At 68.2% G+C, this 23,337-nt stretch carries 25 protein-coding genes; 10 read left to right on the top strand and 15 right to left on the bottom strand.

The genetic code is table 11. The features are described from left to right. Positions 1-5 precede the first annotated feature (5 nt). The 3 genes from AWQ68_RS06740 to phnE are packed head-to-tail and all read left to right on the top strand — an operon-like array spanning position 6 to position 2,652. Complete coding sequence (locus tag AWQ68_RS06740; RefSeq protein WP_066936288.1) at positions 6-935, top strand: phosphate/phosphite/phosphonate ABC transporter substrate-binding protein; 930 nt, start codon at positions 6-8, stop codon at positions 933-935. Further along, positions 932-1,756, top strand: coding sequence for a phosphonate ABC transporter ATP-binding protein (locus tag AWQ68_RS06735; protein WP_084463705.1), 825 nt, complete (start codon positions 932-934; stop codon positions 1,754-1,756). Before AWQ68_RS06740 ends, AWQ68_RS06735 begins: the two co-directional genes overlap by 4 nt. Continuing rightward, complete coding sequence (gene phnE / locus AWQ68_RS06730; protein ID WP_084463704.1) at positions 1,753-2,652, top strand: phosphonate ABC transporter, permease protein PhnE; 900 nt, start codon at positions 1,753-1,755, stop codon at positions 2,650-2,652. The genes AWQ68_RS06735 and phnE overlap by 4 nt, the downstream gene beginning before the upstream one ends. A 146-nt stretch (positions 2,653-2,798) precedes the next feature. Here phnE and AWQ68_RS06725 read toward each other — a convergent pair whose 3' ends face one another. From AWQ68_RS06725 to AWQ68_RS06700, 5 genes are all read right to left on the bottom strand, one after another. Continuing rightward, positions 2,799-3,302: a DinB family protein gene (locus tag AWQ68_RS06725; RefSeq protein ID WP_066936286.1), complete on the bottom strand. Its 504-nt coding sequence runs from the start codon at positions 3,300-3,302 to the stop codon at positions 2,799-2,801. 138 nt (positions 3,303-3,440) lie between these two features. Then, a complete protein-coding gene (locus AWQ68_RS06720; RefSeq protein WP_066936690.1) occupies positions 3,441-4,103 on the bottom strand; it encodes a pyridoxamine 5'-phosphate oxidase family protein in 663 nt (220 codons plus the stop codon). 316 nt (positions 4,104-4,419) lie between these two features. Then, positions 4,420-4,902, bottom strand: a complete 483-nt coding sequence (locus AWQ68_RS06715) for a DnaJ family domain-containing protein (RefSeq protein WP_066936283.1) — start codon at positions 4,900-4,902, stop codon at positions 4,420-4,422. Between the two features lie 266 nt (positions 4,903-5,168). Beyond that, positions 5,169-5,555, bottom strand: a complete 387-nt coding sequence (locus tag AWQ68_RS06710; protein ID WP_218006781.1) for a hypothetical protein — start codon at positions 5,553-5,555, stop codon at positions 5,169-5,171. Between the two features lie 578 nt (positions 5,556-6,133). Continuing rightward, positions 6,134-6,802, bottom strand: coding sequence for a hypothetical protein (locus AWQ68_RS06700; RefSeq protein WP_066936685.1), 669 nt, complete (start codon positions 6,800-6,802; stop codon positions 6,134-6,136). A 318-nt stretch (positions 6,803-7,120) separates the two neighbouring features. On the opposite strand from AWQ68_RS06700, the gene istA reads away from it, so the two are divergent. After that, complete coding sequence (gene istA / locus AWQ68_RS06695; protein ID WP_066936278.1) at positions 7,121-8,350, top strand: IS21 family transposase; 1,230 nt, start codon at positions 7,121-7,123, stop codon at positions 8,348-8,350. Beyond that, the gene (gene istB / locus AWQ68_RS06690) at positions 8,350-9,162 is read left to right on the top strand and encodes an IS21-like element helper ATPase IstB (RefSeq protein WP_066936276.1); all 813 of its coding nucleotides are present in this window, start codon (positions 8,350-8,352) and stop codon (positions 9,160-9,162) included. Before istA ends, istB begins: the two co-directional genes overlap by 1 nt. An 88-nt stretch (positions 9,163-9,250) precedes the next feature. Here the strand turns inward: istB and AWQ68_RS06685 are convergent, their stop codons facing one another. Beyond that, positions 9,251-9,598 (bottom strand): hypothetical protein, encoded by a 348-nt coding sequence (locus AWQ68_RS06685; RefSeq protein WP_066936274.1) that lies wholly within the window; start codon positions 9,596-9,598, stop codon positions 9,251-9,253. 908 nt (positions 9,599-10,506) lie between these two features. Between AWQ68_RS06685 and AWQ68_RS42125 the strand changes: the two genes are divergently transcribed. Next, positions 10,507-11,526, top strand: a complete 1,020-nt coding sequence (locus AWQ68_RS42125) for a hypothetical protein (RefSeq protein ID WP_157544977.1) — start codon at positions 10,507-10,509, stop codon at positions 11,524-11,526. Between the two features lie 522 nt (positions 11,527-12,048). Then, complete coding sequence (locus tag AWQ68_RS06680; protein WP_373281502.1) at positions 12,049-12,348, top strand: tyrosine-type recombinase/integrase; 300 nt, start codon at positions 12,049-12,051, stop codon at positions 12,346-12,348. A gap of 27 nt (positions 12,349-12,375) precedes the next feature. Here the strand turns inward: AWQ68_RS06680 and glnA are convergent, their stop codons facing one another. Together glnA and AWQ68_RS06670 are read right to left on the bottom strand one after the other, a co-directional pair. After that, complete coding sequence (gene glnA, locus AWQ68_RS06675; RefSeq protein ID WP_066936268.1) at positions 12,376-13,800, bottom strand: type I glutamate--ammonia ligase; 1,425 nt, start codon at positions 13,798-13,800, stop codon at positions 12,376-12,378. Positions 13,801-14,231: 431 nt separating this feature from the next. Continuing rightward, positions 14,232-14,597: a hypothetical protein gene (locus AWQ68_RS06670; RefSeq protein ID WP_066936266.1), complete on the bottom strand. Its 366-nt coding sequence runs from the start codon at positions 14,595-14,597 to the stop codon at positions 14,232-14,234. Between the two features lie 103 nt (positions 14,598-14,700). Here AWQ68_RS06670 and AWQ68_RS06665 point away from each other — a divergent pair, with 103 nt between their 5' ends. From AWQ68_RS06665 to AWQ68_RS06655, 3 genes are all read left to right on the top strand, one after another. Beyond that, positions 14,701-15,162: an RDD family protein gene (locus AWQ68_RS06665; RefSeq protein ID WP_066936263.1), complete on the top strand. Its 462-nt coding sequence runs from the start codon at positions 14,701-14,703 to the stop codon at positions 15,160-15,162. A gap of 72 nt (positions 15,163-15,234) precedes the next feature. Next, positions 15,235-15,960, top strand: a complete 726-nt coding sequence (locus AWQ68_RS06660; RefSeq protein ID WP_066936260.1) for a TetR family transcriptional regulator — start codon at positions 15,235-15,237, stop codon at positions 15,958-15,960. After that, positions 15,957-16,901 carry a glycoside hydrolase family 113 protein gene (locus tag AWQ68_RS06655; RefSeq protein WP_066936258.1) on the top strand — a complete coding sequence of 315 codons (945 nt, stop codon included), beginning with the start codon at positions 15,957-15,959 and terminating at the stop codon, positions 16,899-16,901. Before AWQ68_RS06660 ends, AWQ68_RS06655 begins: the two co-directional genes overlap by 4 nt. On the opposite strand, the gene AWQ68_RS06650 is transcribed toward AWQ68_RS06655, so the two are convergent. From AWQ68_RS06650 to sucB, 7 genes are all read right to left on the bottom strand, one after another. Further along, a complete protein-coding gene (locus tag AWQ68_RS06650; protein ID WP_066936255.1) occupies positions 16,882-17,670 on the bottom strand; it encodes a class I SAM-dependent methyltransferase in 789 nt (262 codons plus the stop codon). The genes AWQ68_RS06655 and AWQ68_RS06650 overlap by 20 nt on opposite strands. Before the next feature lie 16 nt (positions 17,671-17,686). Further along, the gene (locus tag AWQ68_RS06645; protein ID WP_066936252.1) at positions 17,687-18,358 is read right to left on the bottom strand and encodes a DUF4191 domain-containing protein; all 672 of its coding nucleotides are present in this window, start codon (positions 18,356-18,358) and stop codon (positions 17,687-17,689) included. Between the two features lie 96 nt (positions 18,359-18,454). Beyond that, positions 18,455-19,384 carry a lipoyl synthase gene (gene lipA / locus AWQ68_RS06640; RefSeq protein ID WP_066936249.1) on the bottom strand — a complete coding sequence of 310 codons (930 nt, stop codon included), beginning with the start codon at positions 19,382-19,384 and terminating at the stop codon, positions 18,455-18,457. A gap of 35 nt (positions 19,385-19,419) precedes the next feature. Further along, the gene (lipB, locus tag AWQ68_RS06635; RefSeq protein ID WP_066936245.1) at positions 19,420-20,073 is read right to left on the bottom strand and encodes a lipoyl(octanoyl) transferase LipB; all 654 of its coding nucleotides are present in this window, start codon (positions 20,071-20,073) and stop codon (positions 19,420-19,422) included. A gap of 52 nt (positions 20,074-20,125) precedes the next feature. After that, on the bottom strand, positions 20,126-20,875 hold the full coding sequence (locus AWQ68_RS06630) for a Type 1 glutamine amidotransferase-like domain-containing protein (RefSeq protein WP_066936242.1): 750 nt from the start codon (positions 20,873-20,875) through the stop codon (positions 20,126-20,128). A gap of 29 nt (positions 20,876-20,904) precedes the next feature. Next, positions 20,905-21,801 carry a TIGR01777 family oxidoreductase gene (locus AWQ68_RS06625; RefSeq protein WP_066936239.1) on the bottom strand — a complete coding sequence of 299 codons (897 nt, stop codon included), beginning with the start codon at positions 21,799-21,801 and terminating at the stop codon, positions 20,905-20,907. Between the two features lie 81 nt (positions 21,802-21,882). After that, the gene (sucB, locus tag AWQ68_RS06620) at positions 21,883-23,316 is read right to left on the bottom strand and encodes a 2-oxoglutarate dehydrogenase, E2 component, dihydrolipoamide succinyltransferase (protein ID WP_066936236.1); all 1,434 of its coding nucleotides are present in this window, start codon (positions 23,314-23,316) and stop codon (positions 21,883-21,885) included. Positions 23,317-23,337: the final 21 nt, after the last annotated feature.

Raw genomic sequence — 23,337 nt, 5'->3', positions numbered from 1 at the left:
ATCGGATGCGCGCCAAGCGGCCCATCGCGTTCGTCGCGGCGGTCTCATCCCTCTGTTTCGCCCTCGCCGCCTGCGGCGGCACGGGCACGGACACGGCCACCGGAGCCGCCGGTTCCGCCTCGGCCACCTGTCCGGACGGCAAGATCCGGTTCGGCATCGAGCCGTACGAGGACCCGGCCAAGCTCAAGCCCGCGTACGAGGTCCTCGCCTCGGCGCTGCAGAAGAAGCTGAACTGCCCGGTCGAGCTCCAGGTCGTGGACGACTACTCGGCCGAGGTACTCGCCATGCGCAACGGGAAGCTCGACATCGCGCAGTTCGGCCCGCTCGGCTACGTCTTCGCCAGCCAGAAGGCCGGGGCGCAGGCCCTCGTCTCCTTCGCCGACGGCTCCGGCCGGCTGACCACGTACACCGCCGGGATCTGGGTGCCCAAGGACTCGCCGGTCACGTCCGTCGCGGACCTGAAGGGCCGCACGCTCGCCCTCGGCGGCACCGGATCGACCTCCGGCGACGCGCTGCCCCGTTACGCCCTGAAGAAGGCCGGCATCGCCGAGGCGGACGTGAAGATCAACTACGCCGGAGGGCACCCCGAGGCGCTGCTCGCGCTGACCAACGGCAAGGCGGACGCGGCCGAGATCAACAGCCAGCAGCTCGCCGTCGCGCAGGCCGCCGGCACGTTCGACCCCTCCGGCTACCGGAGGATCTGGACGTCCGACCCGATCCCGAACGACCCGATCACCGTGGCCGGCACGCTCGACCCGGCCTTCCGCACCGCCCTGAAGGACGCGCTGCTCGGCCTTGAGCCCGGCGACGTCGCCAAGGTCGGCGCCTTCCTGGACGTGGACCCGCCCGGCCCGCTCGCCGAGGTCACCCAGGACACCTACCGGCCGCTGTTCGAGCTGGCCACCGCGCTCGGCCTGACCGAGAAGGACGTATGAGCGTGTCGCCGGGACGTTCAGCGGGCGGCACCGCCGTCGCCGACAGATCGCCGTCCCCCGAGGCCGTGCCGTCGCTGTCCATCACCGGGCTGCGCAAATCCTTCCCGGGCCGTACCGTGTTGGCCGGGCTCGACCTGCGGATCCCCGCGCGCGGCCTGGTCGCGGTGCTCGGGGCGAACGGCTCGGGCAAGTCCACCGCCCTGCGCTGCGTGGTCGGGCTGGAGCAGCCCGACGGCGGGTCGATCCGGCTGCACGGCGAAGAGATCGTCGGGCTGTCCGGGCGGGAGCTCGCCCGGCGACGCAGCAGAGCCGCGATGATCTTCCAGAAGATCCACCTGGTCCAGCGCCGGACCGTGCTCGACAACGTCTGCGCCGGAGCGCTCGGGCGGCTGCCGCTGCGGCACTCGCTCGTTCCCGCGCTCTTTCCGCGCGAGCTGCGCGAGGAGGCGATGGAGTGCCTGCACCGCGTCGGCCTCGCCGACCGGGCGGGTGACACGGTGGGCCGGCTCTCCGGCGGCCAGCAGCAACGCGTCGCGGTCGCCCGCGCGCTGTGCCAGCGCGCCGACGTCGTGCTCGCGGACGAGCCCGTCGCCGCCCTCGACCCGGCCGCCGCCACGCAGGTCCTGGAGCTGCTGTCCGACCTGGCCCGCGGCCAGGGCCTCGCGGTCGCCGCCGTACTGCACCAGCCGGAGCTGGCGCGGCGCTACGCGGACCGGGTGGTGGGGCTCGCGCGCGGCCGGCTCGCGTTCGACACGGCGCCCGAGCACCTCTCGGAGCGCGATCTCGACGACCTCTACGCCGCCGGGGAGGGGGCGTCATGACCTGGGACACGCGCGGGCCCGCGGCCGGCGACCCGTTCACGCCGGACAGGGGGAGCGGCCTGGCCGCCGTCGCGGCGGGCAACCCGGGCGAACGGAGAGGAGCGGTGCCGGGCCCGCCGCCCCGGCGCCGCTCGCCCTCGGCGCTCGGAGCGGCCGTCGTCACCGTGCTCGTCGCGCTTCACGTCCTGGCCTGGCAGGGGACCGGCTTCTCGCCGGCCGACCTCGTACGGGGCTGGCGTGGGATGGCCGACTTCATCGGCGAGGCGATCCCTCCGGACCTGTCCTGGCCGGTGCTGGGGCCCGGGATCCAGGCGGCGCTCGTCACGCTCTACATCGGCCTGCTCGGGACGACGTTCTCGGTGCCGTTCGCGCTCGTCCTCGCCGTGCTCGGCGCCCGGACCACCGCGCCGAACCGGTGGATCTACCAGGCGGCCCGGTCGCTGCTGTCGTTCCTGCGGGCGGTGCCGGACGTCGTGTTCGCGCTGATCTTCGTGACCGCCGTCGGGCTGGGGCCGTTCGCCGGCGTCCTCGCGCTGATCTTCCACAACACCGGGGTGATGGGGAAGCTGTGGTCGGAGGCGATGGAGGAGATCGACCTCGGCCCCCGCGACGCGCTGCGCACCAACGGCGCGGGCGGCGTCCAGGTCGTGGCGCACGCGATCCTGCCCGCGGTCGTGCCGCAGTTCATCGGGCTGCTGCTCTACCGGTTCGACGTCAACGTGCGCTCGTCCCTGGTGCTCGGGCTCGTCGGCGCCGGAGGGATCGGCTTCCTGGTCAACCAGTCGATCAAGCTCTTCCGGTTCGACCAGATGGCCACGCACCTGCTGATCGTGCTCGTGCTCGTCATCGGCGTGGACCTGCTCTCCGCCGCCGTACGCCGCCGCATCACCGTCTGACGTCCGACGGCCTGTCGTCTCCCTGGCCTCGGGCTCCCTCTGACGGCGTTTCCCGCCCCCGTCTGTGGTCCGCGTGACCCTCCCGGGGAACGCACGGGGGCGGAGCCGGCGGCCCCGCCGTCCGGTCGGATGATTCGGGCCGGGGCTCAGTCGCCGGTGACGCCGTCGGCCATCTCCCTGAGGATGTCGATGTGCCCGTTGTGGCGGGCGGTCTCCTCGATCAGATGCATGATGATCCAGCGCAGCTCCACCTCTTTGCCGCTCCGGATCTTGCGCTTCGCGAGGGTGCCGAGATCGTGGGACGCCACCAGCTTCCGGTAGCGGTCGGACTGGGCCTCGTAGTCGGCCAGCAGCTCTGCCAGCGGGAAGTCGGGGCCGATCCGCATCTCCCGGTCGGGGTCCTCGTCCGTCCACGGTCCCTCGTCCTCCTCGCCGAGGAACACGACCTGCATCCAGGAGTACTCCACCCAGCGCAGATGGCTGACCAGGCCGGAGATCGTCATGAGCGGCGACCCGGGGAGGGGGGCCTTGCGGGCGTCCTCGTCCGAGAGCCCCTCACACTTCGCGTGGACGGTGGCACGCGCGTAGTCGAGGAAGGTCGTCAGCATGGTGCGCTCGTCGAAGGACGAGGGCATGTCGGTGCGTGTCATGGCTCGCATCCTTCAGGTGCCGCAACTGGTGTGTCCAACCGTTTTGGCCGGTCGCCCGGCCACGCTCCCGCCCCGGAACGGCGCGGCCGGTACGGTCTCCCGCCCGGCCGGATGAGGAGGCCGGGTCGGCCTCGGCGGTCACTTGGTGGTGGGATGGGTGGGCTGGTAAAGGCGCGTGGCGTACTCGGGTCCGTAGTAGCGCTCCAGCTCCTCCAGCGTCTCCTCCGTCTTCTGGACGCTCGCGACGATGCGCGCGTGCGACGGCAGCGCGTCGGGGTTCCACGTCTCCGGCTTCCACAGCTCGGAGCGCAGGAACGCCTTGGCGCAGTGGAAGAAGATCTGCTCGATCTCGACGACGAGGGCGAAGCTCGGCCGGTGCCCCTTGACGATCATCTGGTCGAAGAACGGCGCCTCGCGGACCAGCCGGGCCCGGCCGTTGATGCGGAGCGTCTCGTTCCGGCCCGGGACGAAATAGATGAGGCCGACGTGCGGGTTGGACAGCACGTTGCGGAAGCCGTCCGCCCTGCGGTTGCCGGGCCGTTCGGGGATCGCGATCGTGGTGTCGTCCAGGACGAGCGTGAACCCGGCGGGGTCGCCCTTCGGGGAGACGTCGCAGGCCCCGTCCGCGTCGGCCGTCGCGACCAGGCAGAACGGCGAGGTCGCCAGCCACTCCCGGTCGCGCTCGTGCAGCCGTACGCGCTCCTTGGCGATCGCCCTCGGCATCGGTTCCCCCAGCAACTCGCGGAGCTCGGCCTCCGAAGTGATCTCCACGAACTCCGCCGACTTGATGCTCTCGGGCATGGTCGCTCCCGTCGTCGCGCTGATGGACCGCCGTTGAGCATACTTGGCGATGTTCATCCCGTTCCGAGGAGCATGCGGCCGTGCGCTCTGGTCGCCTGCCGTACGGTCGGCCCGGATCGCGCGGGACTCGGCGGGGCCAGGGGCGTCATACTCGGCGGGGCAGCCGTCTGGAAGGGACCTGCTTACGCTGCCATTCGGGCGGCGGTGGCCGTTCGAAAGGGACCTGGGTACGCGGGCCCGGGCAACTCGACCGCATGCTCGATTGGTACGCGCCGCCTGATCGGCTCGCGCTGGTGGCCTCGGGTTCGAGCCCGGGTCAGGACGACCTGCGCCACCGTCTGAACCAGGAGCGCTCCCGTTTGGGGCGGGTTTCCGCCGGGGGCACGGGCGGCGTCTCGGCGGGCTGCCGCTCCCGCCATTCACGCACGACCCGTTCGACGTCGAAGGGTGCCAGATTGAGCGGCGGACCCGACATCGCCTTCCTGATCCCCTCGACGATCTTCTCGTTGATGTCGGCGACGATCTCCCGGACCTCGGCCTCCGACCTCGCCCCCTGCGCCTCGGCGAGGGCCTCCTCGGCCTCCTTCCGCAGGGCGAGCGTGCCGGGCAGCGGCATGGACAGGTTCTCCTCGCGGAGCTTCTGCTTGACCCACCACATTTCGTCGTACGGCTTGCCCCGGTCGGGAAGGGGTTTGCCCGCGCCGGGCAGGTTGTCGAACAGGCCGCGCTCGGTGGCCTCGCGTATCTGCCGATCGACCCAGGTCTCGAAGCTGACCCCGGGCGGTTTCCGCTCTGTCATGGATACGCCTCCCGTCGCAGGCGGTCATACGGAGCATAACCACGAGGGGGAACGGGGCTGCGTTCGTCATACCTGTGGCACGGGCGCCCCCGCCGCCCATCTCGCCAGGCACTGGTCCGGACGGCCGCCTCGTCACCGAGGTCTGGGATTTCAATGACGAAGCCCGCTCGTTCTACGAAGCCTCGGGCTTCCTGCCGATGAAGCGTTCGCTGGAGCAACCGCTATGAACGTGGACGGCCCCTGAGAGCCGCCCATCAGCGTTGACCCTACTCCTCCGCAGGATCTCGCGGCTGATCGCGTTCAGCGCGGAATTCATCCAGGAGGGCGAAGAACAGCTCCATCGCCGGCGTGCCGGTCTTCTCGGCCGCACGTTCGATTTCCACGGCCCAGCCCAAAGCGCTGGGATACGACATCTCCAGCCGCTTCCACAGCCACTCCGCGAAGGGCCCGTTGTTCCAGAAGTCGAACGGCTCATCGATTCCGTGGATTTGCAAAGCGGTCCCATAACCGGCCAGTGTGGAGTCCAAGTGCTGCAGAGAACCGCGTCGGATCCACATGCTTGGCCGGAGCCGAACCTCATCCAGGAACTCGTAGACATCGTGCAGCTCGCTCGGCATTCGGAACGCTCGCCTGCTTTTCTCCATTTCCGTCATGTCGGCACCCTATTTGAGGACCAAGGGGGCCAGGTTCACGATCGACCGGTCGGGAACATTCATGGCGTTATGAAGAGAGACAGAGCCTTTGGTTCGGCAGATCCCATTGCGAAAGCCCGTGGCAAGGTACAGGACCTTCCCCGAGCTTCCGATTTCACGACTTGGGGTGCTACCTCGCGTTTCTGCTGATCGCCTCCGACGTCAAGGTCGTCCAGGCTCGCCTCCGTCATGCAAGCGCCGCCCTCGACACGAGCGGCCACCTGTGGCCGGACTGCGACGAGTCGACGCAGGCCCCGATGGATGTGGCTGTCGTCGCCCGGACGGAATTGCGGCAGAGTCAGACGGAAACCGCGCGGTGACCACCCAGATCACCGCGCGGCCAGCGGTCAGCAGTCGTAGATCTGACCGCTGCCGCGGGCTGACCTGGGCAGGTGGATTGGCCCCCGCTCTCGACCAGCGGCTTCGCCTTCCGCTGGTTGTCGCTGTCTTGCAGCCGTTCGCGTCCTCGTGTGCCCTGGGTGTGCCCTGATCTCTCCATCACGAGCGATGCAGGAGAGGCCCGCCAGCCCATCTGCATCTCACTCTCCGGAAGACGGGTACCGACACGCCGCAAGGTCTTGGGCAAGGTCCTGCAAGGTGAGGTCGGGATTCAGCGCATAGACCACCGCCTGCGTCAGCGGACGAAGGGCATAGACATGCCGTACCGCATCGATGTCCAGGGGGACTCCGTAGTAGTCCTCGGCAAACCGCGTGAACGCCTCCGACGAGGAATCGACGAGCAGCCCGAAAAGGTGCGCGGAACCGTCCGGGTCGCTCTCGTCGTCCGGGTACTCGATCTCTCCTACCCGCCAGCGGCCGTCGCCGGACTCACGCCACAGGCAGGCAGTTACGACCGGCGTGCCGTCCTCGTCGCAGAACGCGGGCTCCTCCACACAGTGGCGGAAGGCGTCAGGGACCGAATCGAGCACCCCCGGCCACGGCCCGTCGTTCTCGTACGGGCTCATCACCGCCTCGTGATCGAAGCCGCGAATATACGCGCCTCCAGCCGAGAAGACGATGGAATATTCGTCCCCCGAGCCGTTCCGCATAGAGGCCATCTCTTCTCCCGGCCCCCAGCTCGTGTCGAAGGAGTGGTAGCGGCTCTCCCAATCCGGGCTCAGCACCGCTTCCAGTACCGCCAGAGAGCGGCACAGGTCGCGAAGCACCGGGACATCCGGCAATAGCCGGGCCACATCATGAGCAGTCATGAGTCCCATCCAATCGGACGCCAGTGACATCCTCCGGTTCGTCCTCTCGCAGGAACCCGGTGTGACAGTCACGGCAGCGGGACTGCCTGCTTGCAAACGGGAGCCAGTCACAGGGGAGAGGGCCCCTCGCCCCTGCTCAAGTGGTAGGTGCGGTGCGGTGCGGTGTGGTCGTGTGCGGCGACGTTGCTGTATCCGGCTGCTGTACAGAAGTCGCGTCCTCAAGCCTCGGCGTTCTGGGCAGCCATCTGTCGACGACACGTGAAAACTGACCCCCAGGCGACGACTGAAATCTGACCCCTTCTGCTGTCACCGTGGAGGGTGATCAAGGTGGAGGACTGGGCGGAGATCCGCCGCTTGCGCCGGGCCGAAGGGATGCCGATCAAGGCGATCGCTCGGCGGATGGGCATCTCGAAGAACACCGTGAAGCGTGCGTTGGCGGCCGAGGAACCGCCGAAGTACCGGCGGGCGAGCAAGGGATCGATCGTGGACGTGGTGGAGCCGCAGATCCGGCAACTGCTGCAGGACTTCCCCGACATGCCCGCGACCGTGATCGCCGAACGGATCGGCTGGACGAACTCGATCACGGTGCTCAAGGACCGGATCCGGACCCTGCGCCCGCAGTACAAGCCCACCGATCCGGCATCACGAACGACGTATCAGCCGGGCGAACTGGCCCAGTGCGATCTGTGGTTCCCGCCGGTCAAGGTGCCGGTGGGCGCCGGACAGGCGGCCAGCCTGCCGGTGCTGGTGATGGTCTGCGGGTACTCGCGGTGGCTGATGGCACGGATGCTGCCCTCACGAGCGGCCGGTGATCTGTTCGCCGGAATGTGGGCGCTGCTGCGCATGCTGGGCGCCGTGCCCAAGACACTGGTCTGGGACAACGAGAGCGCGATCGGGCAGTGGAGGGGCGGACGGCCGCAGCTGACCGGTGAGGCGAACGCGTTCCGCGGAACCCTGGGAGTGCGCATCCTGCAGTGCAAACCAGGCGACCCGGAGGCCAAAGGGCTGGTCGAGCGGGCCAACGGCTACCTGGAGACCTCGTTCCTGCCGGGCCGCTCGTTCACCGACCCGCATGACTTCAACGCGCAGCTGGATGGCTGGCTGGCGCATCGGGCCAACACCCGCCATCACCGGCGGATCGAGTGCAGGCCCGCGGACCGGATCGTCACCGACCTTGCCGCGATGGTGCCGCTGCCGCCGGTTGCGCCGGTGGTCGGCTGGCGCACCGCGACCCGGTTGGCCCGCGACCACTACGTGCGGGTCGCGTCCAATGACTACTCGGTGCACCCGTCGGTGGTCGGCCGGCTGGTCGAGGTGATGGCCGACCCGCAGCAGGTGACTGTCACCTGCGCGGGACAGGTAGTGGCCCGCCACGAGCGGTGCTGGGCCACCCACCAGACCGTCACCGACCCCGACCACGCCCAGGCCGCGGCCGCGATGCGACACTCACGCCTCCCGCTCGCCGTCTGCGCTCCGGCTGATGTCCAGGTCGAGCAGCGCCAGCTCGGCGATTACGACGCTGCGCTGGGTATCGAGGGGGTGGCGTGATGGCCACCCCCACCACCACGACCGCGGGTGCCGGCAGGAACGTTGCGGCCGAACTGGCCTACCTCACCCGGGTGCTGAAGGCCCCGTCGCTGCACGCGGCCGTCGAACGGCTCGGTGAGCGGGCCAGGGCCGAGTCCTGGACGCATGAGGAGTTCCTGGCCGCCTGCCTGCAGCGGGAGGTCGCCGCCCGCGAGTCTCACGGCGGTGAGGCCCGCATCCGCTCAGCCCGCTTCCCCGCGCGAAAGGCGCTGGAGGACTTCGACTTCGACCATCAGCGGTCCCTGAAACGGGAGGTCATCGCCCATCTGGGCACTCTCGACTTCGTCACCGCCAAAGAGAACGTCGTCTTCCTCGGCCCGCCCGGTACTGGCAAGACCCACCTGTCGATCGGCCTGGGCATCCGGGCCTGCCAGGCCGGGCACCGGGTCGCCTTCGCCACCGCCGCCGCGTGGGTCGCCCGCCTTGCCGACGCCCATGCCACTGGGCGGCTCCACGACGAGCTCACCAAGCTCGCCCGCACTCCCGTCCTCATCGTCGACGAGGTCGGCTACATCCCCTTCGAGCCCGAGGCCGCGAACTTGTTCTTTCAGCTGGTCTCCAGCCGATACGAACGCACCTCGCTGATCGTCACCTCCAACAAGCCGTTCGGCCGTTGGGGTGAGGTCTTCGGTGACGATGTCGTCGCTGCTGCGATGATCGACCGCCTCGTCCATCATGCCGAGGTCATCAGCTTGAAGGGAGACAGCTACCGGCTGAAGAACCGAGACCTCGGTCGTGTTCCCGCTGCCGAGACCAGAAACGACCATCAGTAACAAGCCGTGCAAACATCAACGTCAGGGGGTCAACTTTCAGACGTCGATAGGGGGTCCGTTTTCGAGCGTCGTTGACACCATCAAAGCTTCAAAAAAGGTGCCACCCATCGATTTCCCTGGTGCCGGACCCCACGGGCAGCTCTCCGCGCGCCGCTGCAATCTGAAGAAGGCGCCGCACCGTCTTAGGCTCGTAGAGGTTCAACCAGTCCCGTTCGGGGAGCACTACCACGGTGCCGGCCTCGAAGTAGGTGTTGGAAATGACCCTGTCCGGGCCGGGCCGGAAGACGATCGACAGGCGGGAACGTGAGCCCTCCCGCCAGAGCGACAGGGTTATACGGCAATTCTCATACCGGTCCCGGTCGAGCTTCTGGCGCACCGACCAGAGCCATATGGTGTCGCCATCGACGAGGCGACGCAGCCTGTGATCGTTCTTCATACATTCGTTCTACAGTAATGGTGCCGGCCCTTCGATCGGTGCTGCCTGTCTTGGAGGCGCTCACCGTCATCGCCGAACATGACCGTCGCGACGTGACGCGCGCCATGCGAGCCGAGCGCCGCGGAAGTGGAACCATCTGGTGAGCAGCGCATGCGGAAGGCCATCAATCGTGCCCTCGGTGGAGTGCCGGCCGATGGCCTTCCGCTGAACGCGAGTGCCCTGGATGTGCCCTGAGCTGGTGGCATGTGCCCATCTGCTCAGGTCAACGTCTTACGGGCTCACACGTCGTAGTAGAGCTCGAACTCTCGCCTGCCATCTTTCGACCTGCACCTATGGCGTCGATTAGTGCTCTGAACAGGCAATACGGCTCTCAACGTCTCCCACCGACTTCCGGCGTTTTGCGGTCTCGGACGGAACCAGAACGGAACTGAGGGCGTCAGCTACCCACAACGGGGCCCCTCGGGCAGGTGTAACCATGCCGGGTCGGTTGTCCGGGTCATTTCGTCCGCTCACCTCCGCTGGAAGTAAGTGGCCGCCGTTCTGGCCTGCGGTAGTCCTGAGGACCACCCTGATGGCCTGCAATGGCTGTCTCGGTGGTTCTCAGTGTTTCACGGATGATCTTGATGTCATGTGCCCTCGTTGTGCCCTCCCAGGTCGGGGGGACGAGCACGGCACGTCTCAGCCTGTAGGCCGGGTTCTTCTCGCGAGGGCGAGTTTGTGTTTCAGCAGCCGCAACGGCTTCGGACATTTTTCGCGTTGCGGTTGAACAGAGACGAAACAGGTCGTGTTTGCGGCCTGTGAGGTGTGAGAGGCTGACTCGTGATAGTAGATCCATAGTGGAGGGCCATGTCGAGCATTAAGATCCAACTGACATATGATTGGCATGGAAGTGCAGTAGGGATAGCCTCATGCTGAATGAACTATTGCCCGGCGTCCGAGAGGTGAGGACGCCGTTGGCTACGGGATATATTTGGATTTTCTTCATTTGGCTGATCTGGGGAAGAAGTCTGCCCGATGCTGTTACGGCTACAGGCTTACTCAAGGACCTTTACGGAGCAGTTCATGCGCTCAATCCTGTTGCTATCGGTATAGCGGCAAGTTTTATGGCTTACCTAGTCGGATGTTTATCAACCACCTTAAGTGATATTTCAGTCGATCGGCTGAATTCCTATACATCCCTTGAAGCTCGACTAAAAAGAGCCATGCGAAGGCGTCGCAACTCACAAGATCCGGATAGGCTCAATGGCAAAATAAGAGCCCTGTATCAAAAACGCGAAAAAAGCCCTGTCCAAAATCGACTTCGCGAAGCTTTGCATATTCGATTAGAGCCCCACCGTGAAGCTATCGCTAAACACGTCTATGAAAATACGAGTAGTTATCGAATTAGCAAGCTGCGTAGCAGATTTCGACACCCAAGCCGATCTCACTACTTGCGGAACTTGTCGGGTGATTTTGACGCAGACTTCGTCGAAGCCATAGAGCAATTGATCGTTGACGATTATGTCGAGGATCTTAATCGTGATTTGACTCTTGTTCCGGCTCGCCTTCTCGGCAACGATCCTGAATTGTATAGCGCCTATGATCGCCTACAGGCGGAAGCGCAATTTAGGATAGCCATATCCCTGCCAATTTCTTTCGTAATCACCGCTCTCGCAATCATCAATCACCCAATATGGCTCGCCCTATTAGTCTTACCAGTGGCCCTTTTTCTCACTGGCATGCAGCGCCGAAGTGAAAGTGCGGGGATCCTGGCAGAGGCTATTCTCGTTGGAAGGGTTGAATCGCCTGTCTTCGCTCGCTTTGAGAAGCTGACGCAAGAGAGTTTGCTGGACTTGGCGACAAACGATGACGGTAGTAATAGCGATGATGCTTACGTGCCATTTAAGGATTCACTGGGTTTTATGGTGGACTCTAGAGATTCTGATTGAATCAGTGTTGATAAGCGTGGCCGCTTGGAAATGGCTTCTAGGATCAGCTAACACGCCAGCTTGCAGCACCCTATGACCGTCCATCCCGTCTGCCGTCGACCCCACCGCGGAGCGGCAGCGGGCCGACGACGGAGGTGCAAGCCCGGCTTGACGTGTCCCTTCGCGTGGGCACCTTCCACGGCCATCGGATGCCAACGGTCACAGCCGGGCTTGCGGCGGCGGAGGCGGGCTGCTGGGCTTGCCTGGGGTCGATGGCTGGCGGGATGGCTCCCACATCAGCCACCCCACAACCCGCACATGCGTTCGAGGTCATCCCGGAGCCGGAGCGCCCCCCGCCGGAGGCACCACCCCGCGCCGCGCTGCACTGGCGGCTGTTCCAGCCCGGCCCTGCCGCCCTGTGAACAGACCGGTACTGTCGCCCGGCGGCCCGCTCCACTCGTCCGCGCCAGCCGTCCGGCGTTGCTCTTTCGCCGGCCGCCGGGAGCGCCAGCGGGAGGCGGCGGCGTGCCGTGACGGCGGCGCGTGCGGCCCGGTCAGGGCCGCCTTGAGCGTGCAATGCGGAAAGCCCGCAGCAAGGTGCAGGACCTTCCCGCGGGCTTTCGATTCCATGACTTGCGGCACTACCTCGCGTCGCTCCTGATCGCCTCGGGTGCGGACGTCAAGATCGTCCAGGCCCGACTACGGCGCGCGAGCGCCAAGACGACCCTCGATACCTACAGCCACTTGTGGCCCCACTCCGACGAGTCGACGCGGGCCGCCATCGATGCGGTTCTCGTTGCCCGAACGGAACTGCGGCAGAACCAGGCGGGAGCCGCGCGATGAACATGCAGGTCACCGCGCGGTAGCCCGTCAGCAGTCGTAGTAGAGCTCGAACTCGTGCGGGTGCGGGCGGAGGCGGATCGGGTCGATCTCGTTCTCCCGCTTGTACGAGATCCAGGTCTGGATCAGGTCGGGCGTGAAGACGCCGCCTTCGAGCAGGTAGTCGTGGTCGTCCTCAAGGGCGTCGAGCACCTCTTCCAGCGAGCCCGGCACCTGCGGGACCTGGCGGGCCTCCTCCGGAGGAAGCTCGTAGAGGTCCTTGTCGATCGGCTCCGGCGGCTCGATCTTGTTGCGGATGCCGTCGATGCCCGCCATCAACTGCGCCGCGAAGGCGAAGTACGGGTTGCAGGACGGGTCCGGTACGCGGAACTCCAGGCGCTTGGCCTTGGGGTTCGAGCCAGTGATCGGGATGCGCACGCAGGCCGACCGGTTGCGCTGCGAGTACACCAGGTTGACCGGGGCCTCGTAGCCCGGGACCAGGCGGTGGTAGGAGTTCACCGTCGGATTGGTGAACGCGAGCAGCGACGGGGCGTGCCTGAGGAGGCCGCCGATGTAGTAACGCGCGATGTCGGACAGGCCCGCGTAGCCGACCTCGTCGTAGAAGAGCGGCGCGCCGTCCTTCCACAGCGACTGGTGGCAGTGCATGCCGGAGCCGTTGTCACCGAAGAGCGGCTTGGGCATGAACGTGACGGTGTGCCCGTGCTGGAGCGCCGTGCTCTTGATGATGTACTTGTACAGCATCAGGTTGTCGGCGCTCTTGAGCAGCGTGCCGAACTTGAAGTCGATCTCGGCCTGGCCCGCGGTGCCCACCTCGTGGTGCTGCATCTCGGTCTCGATGCCCGCCTCGATGAGGTTGCGGACCATCTGCGAGCGCAGGTCGGTGAAGTGGTCCATCGGCGGGACGGGGAAGTAGCCGCCCTTGTAACGGGGCTTGTAGCCCAGATTCCCGCCCTCGGCGGCCTTGCCGGTGTTCCAGGCGCCCTCGACGGAGTCGATGAAGTAGTACCCGGCGTTCGCCTTGGTCTCGAACCGGACGTCGTCGAAGATGTAGAACTCTGCCTCCGGGCCGAAGTAGGCCGTATCGGCGATGCCCGTGCCCTTGAGGTACTCCTCGGCCTTGCGGGCGACGTTGCGCGGGTCGCGGCTGTAGGCCTCACCCGTCAGCGGGTCGTGCACGAAGAAGTTCATGTTCAGCGTCTTGTGGACGCGGAACGGGTCGAGCACGGCGGTGGACGGGTCGGGCAGCAGCAGCATGTCCGACTCGTGAATGGCCTGGAAACCGCGGATCGACGAGCCGTCGAACATGAGGCCGTCGCTGAATACATTTGGGCCGAAGTTCTCAACGGGAAAGGTGAAGTGGTGCGTCGTCCCCGGCAGGTCCGTGAACCTGACGTCGACGAACTGCACACCCTCGTCCCGGATGAACTTCAGGACGTCATCGGCAGAGTTGAACACTCTTGAACCTCCCAGGGGAATGGGCCAGCACCCCGAAAATATGTCCCGGCCGTTTCCACCCCATGTCTCGTTTGTTTCGCCCGTGTTAATGGGAACGTGCTCGGGCGGTAACCGCGAACCGGCGGCCGATCATGCGTACGCGCAGGTCAAAGCGGTGAACCTGTCTCGGTCGTCAACGCGTGGCGGGATCCGCTCGTGGCGCCGCCAGGTCGTGGCAGAGAGCGCCGCCGCGCGATGGGCGTCTCGTTCCCGACCGCTCGTACGCGCCGGACCGATTTCCATCATGGGGCCGGCGAGGTGCCGGGACGGCATTTCCTGTAAAGAAATTGCCCGTTCACCGAATATCTTTGCGATGCGCCCGGCATATCAAAACGGTCATGATGTGCCTGTGAAAATACGAGACCGCTGGGAGCTCAGGTGCGAAGGTGGTTTCAGGGGCGTGAGGATGGCACGACATCCGGCGCGGGCGAGGCGCCCCGGGTAGCGGCGTCGGTCGGCGGATCGGTGACCGGCGGGTCGGTCGCCTCCCTCGCCGGGCGCAGGATGGCGGGCGTGGGCGGGCGCGGTGTCGGTACCGGATCGGTGTCCCCGGCCAGCAGGTCCGGCCGGAGGCTGATGATCGCACCCGCAAGGGCGACCACTCCCAGGATGGCCAGCATCACCACCGGCGTACGGCGCCGCCCCGAGCGGGGGAGGCGCGCCGCCGCCGCCTCCATCCGCCTGATCTCGTCCTCGTCGAACTGCGCGACCAGCGCCTCGAAACGCGCGTCGATGTCGTCAGGGTCCGCCGAGCGCACAGTTCACTCCAATACTGAAATTTGCGGAAACGGTGGGATTAATCATGGTCGTCTTGACCTCCAAGCGGAAGACCGGTGACAGGCGCGGATACGCTGTGGAGTCATGAGCAAGCAGCAGCCCCGGTGGACCCAGACCTGGATGGGGGGAGTCCGGTCGGCCGGCTACGACCTTGGCTATCCGGGCGAGCGTCTCGGCCTTCCTGCCGAAGGCAGCGGTTCCGTCACCGGCTGGGGGCGCCGCCTCGGCGCCATCCTCGTCGACTGGCTGCTGTGCACCTGGGCCATCGCCGGAGGTATCTTCCGCGCCCAGGGCCAGGACGTCGGCTGGGTCGGCCTCGCCGTGTTCGCGGTGGTGAACGTCCTCCTCGTCGGCACCCTCGGCATGACGCTCGGCATGCGGCTGTTCGGCCTGCGCGTCGCCACGCTCGACGGCGGTCGGCCTCCCTTCGTGGCCGTGTTGATCCGGACCTTCCTGCTCTGCCTCGCCGTACCCGCGCTGATCTGGGACCGGGACCGCCGCGGCCTGCACGACCGGGCCTCCAACACGGTCGTCGTCCGCCTCTGAGTGGGTCCGCGGACGTCGGATTAAAAGATGAACCGGGTTTGCATCTGAACCCGGTTCATTTATTGTGCCGGTATGGCCGGTCTCAGAGAGGACAAGAAGCGGCGGACGCGGCAGGCGATCGCCGACGTGGCGATGCGGTTGTTCGCCGAGCGCGGGTTCGAGGCGGTCACGGTCAACGAGATCGCCGAGGCGGCGGGCGTCGTGAAGGTGACGCTGTTCAAGTACTTCCCGTCCAAGGAGTCCCTCGTCCTGCACGCGGTCGAGGAGAACCTCGCCGGAGTGGTGACCGCCCGTCCGCCTGGCCGATCTCCGCTGCGCGCCCTGCGTGAGCACCTGCTGGCCTTCGCCGCCGCGCCAGGTGTCGTCGGCGACGCGGACGAGCTGATCACCCGGATGAAGGTGATCGTGGACAGCCCCACGCTCACCGCAGCCGTCAACCGCCTGCAGTACGGCAGCCGACGTGCCCTGGCCCGCGCCCTGCTGCCCGGCGGGGGACCGCCCACGCCGTGCGAGGCCCGCGGCGGGACATCCCCGCGGAGCGACGCGGGCCAGGGGACGCCGGGACCTCGCCCGCGGCCCGCAGGCGTCCCCGGCGGCGACGCGGACGCGCTGGCGGCAGAACTGGCGGCCGCGCAGATCAGCGCCGCCGTCCTGACACTCCAGGAGACCTTCTTCCAGCGCGTCGCGGCCGGAATGCCGCCCGCCGAGGCCGGGCGGCTGCTGCGCGGCGACGTCGATCTCGCCTTCGACCTGCTGGAGAACGGGCTGGCCTGGCTCGGAGAGAGAGGAACGACATGAGAGCCGTGGGCGTCAACTACGACACCGGCTTCCTGCCCGGAGTCGCCTCCCGGCGGCACTTCGATCCCGAGGTCGTCCGCCGCGAGATGCGGGTCATCGCGGACGAGCTGCACTGCACCGCCGTACGCGTGTCCGGAGGGGATCCGGAGCGGCTCAGCGTGGCCGCCGAGCACGCCGCCGACGCGGGCCTGGAGGTCTGGTTCGCGCCGTTCCCCTGCGAGCTCACCACCGACGAGATGCGGCCCTTCTTCGCCGACTGCGCCGCCCGCGCCGAGCGGCTGCGTACGGCGGGCGCCGAGGTCGTCTACGTCATGGGATGCGAGATCAGCGGCTTCGCGCCCGGCTTCCTGCCGGGGGAGACGCTGTACGACCGACTGGCCGCCCTCGGGGCCTTCACCGAGGAGGACTGGATGTCGATCGGGCCGATGCTCGCCCGGCTGAACGCCTTCCTGGCCGAGGCAGCGGAGGGCGCCCGCGCGCGGTTCGGTGGCCGCGTGACCTACGCGTCGGCGCCCTGGGAGTTCATCGACTGGACGCCGTTCGACGTCGTCGCCGTCGACGCGTACCGGGCCGCCTACAACGCGGCGGGCTTCCCCGAGGAGATCCGCGGACATCTCCGGCACGGCAAGCCGGTCGCGGTCACCGAGTTCGGCACCTGCCCCTACAAGGGGGCCGGTGACCGAGGCGGCATGGCGTGGGCGATCGAGCAGGTGGACGACCTGGAGCCGGACGAGTCCGAGCAGGTGCGGTACTTCACCGAGCTGCTCGACGTCTTCGAGGCGGAGGGCGTGGACAGCGCGTTCTGGTTCACCTTCGCCGGTTATGAGCGGCGCGGCGACGCCGACCTCGGCTCGTACGGCGTGGTCAGCATGATCGACGAGGCGCGGTGGAGGCCGAGGGAGGTCTTCCACGCCATGGCGGCTAGATATTCAGACAGGTGAAGATCGCGGTGCCGGGGAAGTGGCGGCCGCGCAGCGGGCTCCAGCCGCCCCACACGCCCTCGTGGCCGTCCGGCCACTCCGGTTCCACCAATCCGGCCAGGACGAACCCCGACCCGGCGATGAGGCCCACCCAGTCGCCCAGCGTCCGGTGGTGCTCGACATAGGACGGCACATCGTCGTCGTCCAGCTCCACGTACGGCGAGCGGTCGAAGTAGGACCGGTCCGCCGTCAGCCCACGCGGGCCGGGATCGTCGGGGAACGCCCATCGGATCGGGTGGCTGACCGAGAACACGAACCGCCCGCCGGGACGGAGCACCCGGCGTACCTCGGCGAGCACGGCGCTCGCGTCCGCGACGAACGGCAGTGCCCCGAACGCCGAGCACGCCAGATCGAAGGAACCGTCCCGGAACGGCAGGACCTCCGCGTCCGCCTGAGCGACCGGCAGCGAGAGGCCGGTCGCCTCGTCGATGCGGCGGGAGTGCTGTAGCTGCTGATGCGACAGGTCCACGGCCGCGACGGTGGCGCCCTGCGTGAGCAGCCACCGGCCGCACTGCCCGGCGCCGCAGCCCACCTCAAGGACCCGGCGGCCGGACACGTCGCCGAGCAACCGGGCGTCCGCCTCGTCCAGGCCCTCCGGGCACCAGATGAACCCGTCGTCCCGCAGGAAGCCGCCGTGCTCGGCCTGGTACTCGTCCGCCGCGCCGTCCCACCAGCCCCGGTTGGCCCGGGAGGTCTCCGCCCGGGTGACCGGGCGCTTCACGACGCTCACCTCGAATCCCGGCGGCTCAGCGGGCCTTGGGGCCGCGCGGCATCCGGACGTTCTTCGGCATGGGCCCCTTGGGCATCGGCATCGCCGGGGTCAGCGCGCGCATCCGGTTGTTCACCTCGGAGACGACCGGCTTCCTGAGGTTGCGCGGCAGCTTCATCAGGTGGCGCTGCAGCTTGGCCAGCGGCACCTGTCCCTCGCCGTCGCCGCACTGGACGTCGTACACCGGGACGTCGATCGCGACCCGCTGCACCCGCTTCTTCTCTGCGACCAGCATCCGCTGCACGCGGCTGCCCGGCCCCTCTGAGACGAGAATCACACCCGGGTGGCCGACCACGCGGAACACGAGGTCCTGCTCGCGGTTGACCGCCACCGGCTTCTCCTCGACGTACCAGTTGCCGCGCATGCCCTGGAGGATCGCGTACGTCGCGCCGGGCTGGCCGTGGAGCATGCTGTACTGCGCGCTCTGCGCCAGCCGGCTGAACACGATCAGGCCCACCAGGATGGCGGCCAGCACGCCGAAGACGTACCAGGTCCAGCCGAAGAAGACACCGAGGACGACGAAGACGGCGAGGGTGCCCAGCGCCGACCCGTAGACGATCGGCATGCCCTTGGGGTTGGCCTGTTTAACGAACTGGGCGACCATCCGGATCTGCTTGAGCCGTCCCGGAGTCGCAGGGTCTTTCGCCATGCTCTGCAGGATACAAATCCCAGGGTGAATTAATGAAAACGAGACCCGCCCGCACGGCTCGTGGCGGAGCCGTAGGGGCGGGTCGTGACGGTGCGTCTAGAGCGTCTGCCGGGCCGCGATCGCCTGCTGGTAGAGGCGACCGGCACGGTAGGAGGAGCGGACGAGCGGCCCGGACATGACGCCGGCGAAGCCGATCTCCTCGGCTTCCTTCTGCAGCTCGACGAACTCCTCGGGCTTGACCCAGCGCTCCACGGGGTGGTGGCGAGGGCTCGGGCGGAGGTACTGGGTGATCGTCACCAGGTCGCAGCCCGCCTCGTGGAGGTCGCGCAGCGCCTGGGTGATCTCCTCGCGTTCCTCGCCCATGCCGAGGATGAGGTTGGACTTGGTGACCATCCCGGCCTCACGGGCCGTCGTGATCACTCCGAGGGAGCGCTCATAACGGAACGCGGGGCGGATCCGCTTGAAGATCCGCGGGACGGTCTCGATGTTGTGCGCGAACACCTCGGGCTTGGCGGAGAAGACCTCCTCGAGCTGCTCCTGGTTCCCGTTGAAGTCGGGCACCAGCAGCTCGACACCGCAGCCGGGGAGCAGCGCGTGGATCTGGCGGGCGGTCTCGGCGTACAGCCAGGCGCCGCCGTCGGGCAGGTCGTCACGGGCGACACCGGTGACGGTGGCGTAGCGCAGGCCCATCTGCTGGACCGACTCGGCCACACGGCGTGGCTCGTCCCGGTCGTACTCGGCGGGCTTGCCGGTGTCGATCTGGCAGAAATCGCAGCGCCGGGTGCACTGGTCGCCACCGATGAGGAACGTGGCCTCCCGGTCCTCCCAGCACTCATAGATGTTGGGACAGCCGGCCTCTTCACAGACCGTGTGCAGTCCCTCGCGCCGCACCAGCGATTTGAGCTCGGTGTACTCCGGCCCGGTCTTCAACCGGGTCCTGATCCACGGCGGCTTCTTCTCGATCGGGGTCTGGCTGTTGCGCACCTCCAGGCGGAGGAGCTTACGGCCATCAGGGGCAACGGACACGCTGTCCAGCTTATTACCAGACGTCGCATGTGCCGTCAGGCGAGGTCCTCCTCGTACATGTCGTACGGCTCGGTGCCGAGCGCCTCGGCGAGGCGCTTCTCGGCGAACGGCATGACCTCGTCCACCGTGATGCGGCGGCCGGTCTCGGCGGACAGGGAGGTGACGCCCGCGTCGCCTTCGACGATGCGGTTGTACCAGCTCAGGTCGTTGACGCAGTTGAGCGAGAACCCGTGCATGCTGACGCCGCTCGCGACCCTGATGCCGATCGCGGCGATCCTGCGGTCGGGCAGGCCGCTCGCGGCGTCTCCGGGGACCCACACCCCGCCCTGGCCCGCGATCCGCCGCGCGGCCACCCCGAAGTCCGCGCAGATCTGGATCAGCACGTCTTCGAGCAGCCGGACGTACCCGGCGACGTCGGCGATCCGCAGGATGGGGTAGCACACGAGCTGCCCGGGACCGTGCCAGGCGAGCTTCCCGCCACGGTCCACGTCGATGACGGGGGTGCCGTCGGCGGGCCGCTCGCGCGGAAGGGTGCGGCTGCCCGCCGTGTAGACCGGGGCGTGCTCCAGCATCAGGCACAGGTCGGAGAGCTCGTTCGCCGCCCGGCGCCGGTGTGCCCGGCGCTGGAGGCCCCACACCTGCTCGTACGGAACGTCGACGCCCAGCCGGACGACCGCGAGCCCGGTCATGCGGCGCTCCCGGCTTCCCGTCCGGCCGACCTCGGGATCATGCTCGCCTCGTTCACTCGTCCAGGGTAGAGGTGAGCAGTCGCGGCTCGATACGGAACTCCTTGACACCGCCTGCACCGTCCCTTTCGATCCGGTACGCGTAGCCGCCGGGGTCGACCGTCACGGCCTGGATGAACTCGGTGCCCACATAGTGCAGCCCGACGCCCTCGTCGGCGGCGTACCCGTCGGGCAGCTCGCCCGACGCCACCGACGCATGCAGCAGCTCTCTGCGCTGCGGGTCGGAGTTGTAGTGGACGCCGCACGAGTACGGCAGGAAGCCCAGCCCCTCGGCCCACGGCCGGAGTTTCGGCCCGAACGAATCGGTGTTGCCGCCGACGTGCCAGCACAGCGCTCCCGCGCTCTGGCCGGACAGGACGATCCCGGACCGCCACGCCTCGGCGAACGCCTCGTCCAGGCCGTGCAGGCGCCACAGCGCGGCAAGATTGGCCACGCTGCCGCCGCTCACGTAGATCGCGTCCTGTTCCAGGATCCACTCGCCAGGCTCGGCGACGTTCGGCATGGGGAACACCGTCAGGTGGCTGACCTCGACGTCCCACTCGCGGAACGCCCCGTACATCTTCAGCAGCCAGTCGGCGTCGTCCCCGGTCGCGGTGGCCAGGAGCCCCAGCTTGGGCCGGTCCTGGCCGGTCAGGTCCAGGACGTAACGCAGCAGCCCGGTCGGCTCGATGAAGCCGTACCGCTCGGTCTGCCGGAAAGATCCGCCACCGATGGCGACGATGTGCGACTGTCCCATACGGTTCATCGGACACTCCCAAAAACGGAAACAGGGAGTCACCAGAGTACGGCGGCCAGCGCCTCTTTGAGGGTGGGATGCGAGAACCGGTGGCCGGCGCCCAGCAGGCGGCGGGGGACGGCACGCTGCCCCTTCAGTAGACCCTCGTCCGCGAACTCGCCCAGCGCCAGGCGCAGCGCGAACGCGGGCGTGCCGAGCGGCATGACCGGCCGGCGCAGGGCACGCGCGATCGCCTTCGTGTACTCGGCGTTGGTGACCGGTTCTGGAGCGGTGAGGTTGACCGAACCGGAGACCTCGGGATGGGTAAGGAGGAACCGCACCGCGTCCAGCCAGTCGGGCAGCGAGATCCACGGGACGTACTGCCGGCCGCCGCCCAGGGCGGCGCCCGCGCCCACCTTGAAGAGCGGCAGGACCTTGGCCAGCGCGCCGCCGTGGCGGCTCAGCACCACGCCCGTGCGGAGCCGTACGAGCCGGATGCCCTCCTGCTCGGCCGGGGCCGCCGCCTCCTCCCAATCCCGCACCATGTCGGCGAGGAAGCCGTCTCCCGGCGGGGCGGACTCGTCCACCTCGTGTGACCCGGTGTCGCCGTAGTAGCCGACCGCCGAGCCGGACAGCAGCACCCGCGGCCTGTTCTTGAGCACGCCGAGCGCCTCGACGAGCGTGTGCGTGCCGACCACACGGCTGTCGACCAGCTCCCGCTTGTACGGCTCCGTCCACCTGCGGTCGGCGATGCCCGCTCCGGCGAGGTGGACGACCGCCTCCGCGCCCTCGAGGACGGAGGGGTCGAGCAGGTCGCGCTCCGGGTCCCAGAACGCCTCGTCCGCCGCCGTGGGGTCCCGCCGTACGAGCCGCAGGACCCGGGCGCCGTCCGCGCGCAGGGCCCGGACGAGGGCCGAGCCGAGGAAACCCGACGAGCCGGTCACAACGATCGTCATGACCTCCACGGTAGGCGGAGGCCCCGGAAACGGCGAAGGCCGCCCCGCGCGCACGCGGGACGGCCTCCTGCGCGGGTCGCGTCAGGCGAGCCCGAGCTGGTTCTCGAAGCGGCCCTCCTCCAGACGGCGCTTGACCGTCGTGAGGAAGCGGGCGGCGTCGGCGCCGTCGACCAGGCGGTGGTCGTAGGTCAGCGCGAGGTAGACCATCGAGCGGACCGCGATGACCTCGCCCTCGGGCGTGTCGAGCACGACCGGACGCTTGACGACCGCGCCGGTGCCCAGCATGCCGACCTGCGGCTGGTTGAGGATCGGCGTGTCGAACAGCGCGCCGCGGCTGCCGGTGTTGGTCAGCGTGAACGTGGCCCCGGTGATCTCGTCCGGCGTGACCTTGTTGGCGCGGGTGCGCTCGGCGAGGTCGGCCGTCTTACGGGCGAGGCCGGCCAGGTTGAGGTCACCGGCGTTCTTGATCGTCGCCGCGATCAGGCCGCGCTCGGTGTCGACCGCGATGCCCAGGTGCTCGACGTCGAAGTACGTGACCTCCATGGTCTCGTTGTTGATCGTCGCGTTGAGCTTGGGGTGCTGCTTGAGGGCCTCGATCGCCGCCATCTCGAAGAACGGCATGAACGACAGCTTGACGCCCTCGCGGCGGAAGAACTCGTCCTTGGCCCGCGCGCGCAGCCGCGCGATCTTGGTGACGTCGACCTCGACCACCGTGGTGAGCTGGGCCGCGGTCTGCAGCGACTCGACCAGGCGCTTGGACATCGTCTGCCGCAGGCGGGACATCTTCTCGGTGGTGCCACGCAGCGTGGTGTCCACCTGGACCTGCTCGGGCGCGGCGGCCGGGGCGGCGGGAGCCACCGCGGCGGGGGCCGCCGGAGCGGCCGGAGCGGCGGCCTGGGCCGCGGCCTGCTCGCGCTGGACGCGGGCGGCCTCGATGACGTCCTGCTTGCGGATGCGGCCGCCGACGCCGGTGCCGGTCAGCGCGTCGAGGTCCACGCCGTGCTCGGCGGCGAGCTTGCGGACCAGCGGCGTGACGTACGGGGTCTCGCCGGCCGGGGCGACCTCGGCCGCGGGGGCCACCGGAGCCACCGGAGCGGGCGCCGGAGCCGGAGCGGGCGCCGGAGCCGGAGCGGGCGCCGGGGCCGGGGCGGGCTGCGGGATCGAGGAGATCGGCGGAGCCGGAGCCGGAGCCGGGGCCGGAGCGGGCTCAGGCTCGGGCTCGGGAGCCGGTGCCGGGGCGGGCGCCTCGGCGGCGGGCGCCGGAGCCGCGGCGGCGGCGCTCTCGTCGATGACGGCGAGCTCGGCGCCGACCTCGACCGTCTCGTCCTCGGCGACGAGGATCTTGGTCAGGTAACCCGCGGACGGCGACGGGATCTCGGTGTCGACCTTGTCGGTCGACACCTCGAGCAGCGGCTCGTCGGCCTCGACGCGCTCGCCTTCCTTCTTCAGCCAACGGGTGACGGTGCCCTCGGTAACGCTCTCTCCGAGCTGGGGCATGGTTACGGAGACCGGCATGGTTCTCTTCTCTCGCGTTTC

Origin of the sequence: Microtetraspora fusca (assembly GCF_001570365.1) — a bacterium.
Classification (GTDB): Bacteria; Actinomycetota; Actinomycetes; order Streptosporangiales; family Streptosporangiaceae; genus Microtetraspora; species Microtetraspora fusca.
The sequence above is the reverse complement of the archived record's forward strand: the minus strand, read 5'-3'. Positions and strand labels throughout refer to the sequence as shown.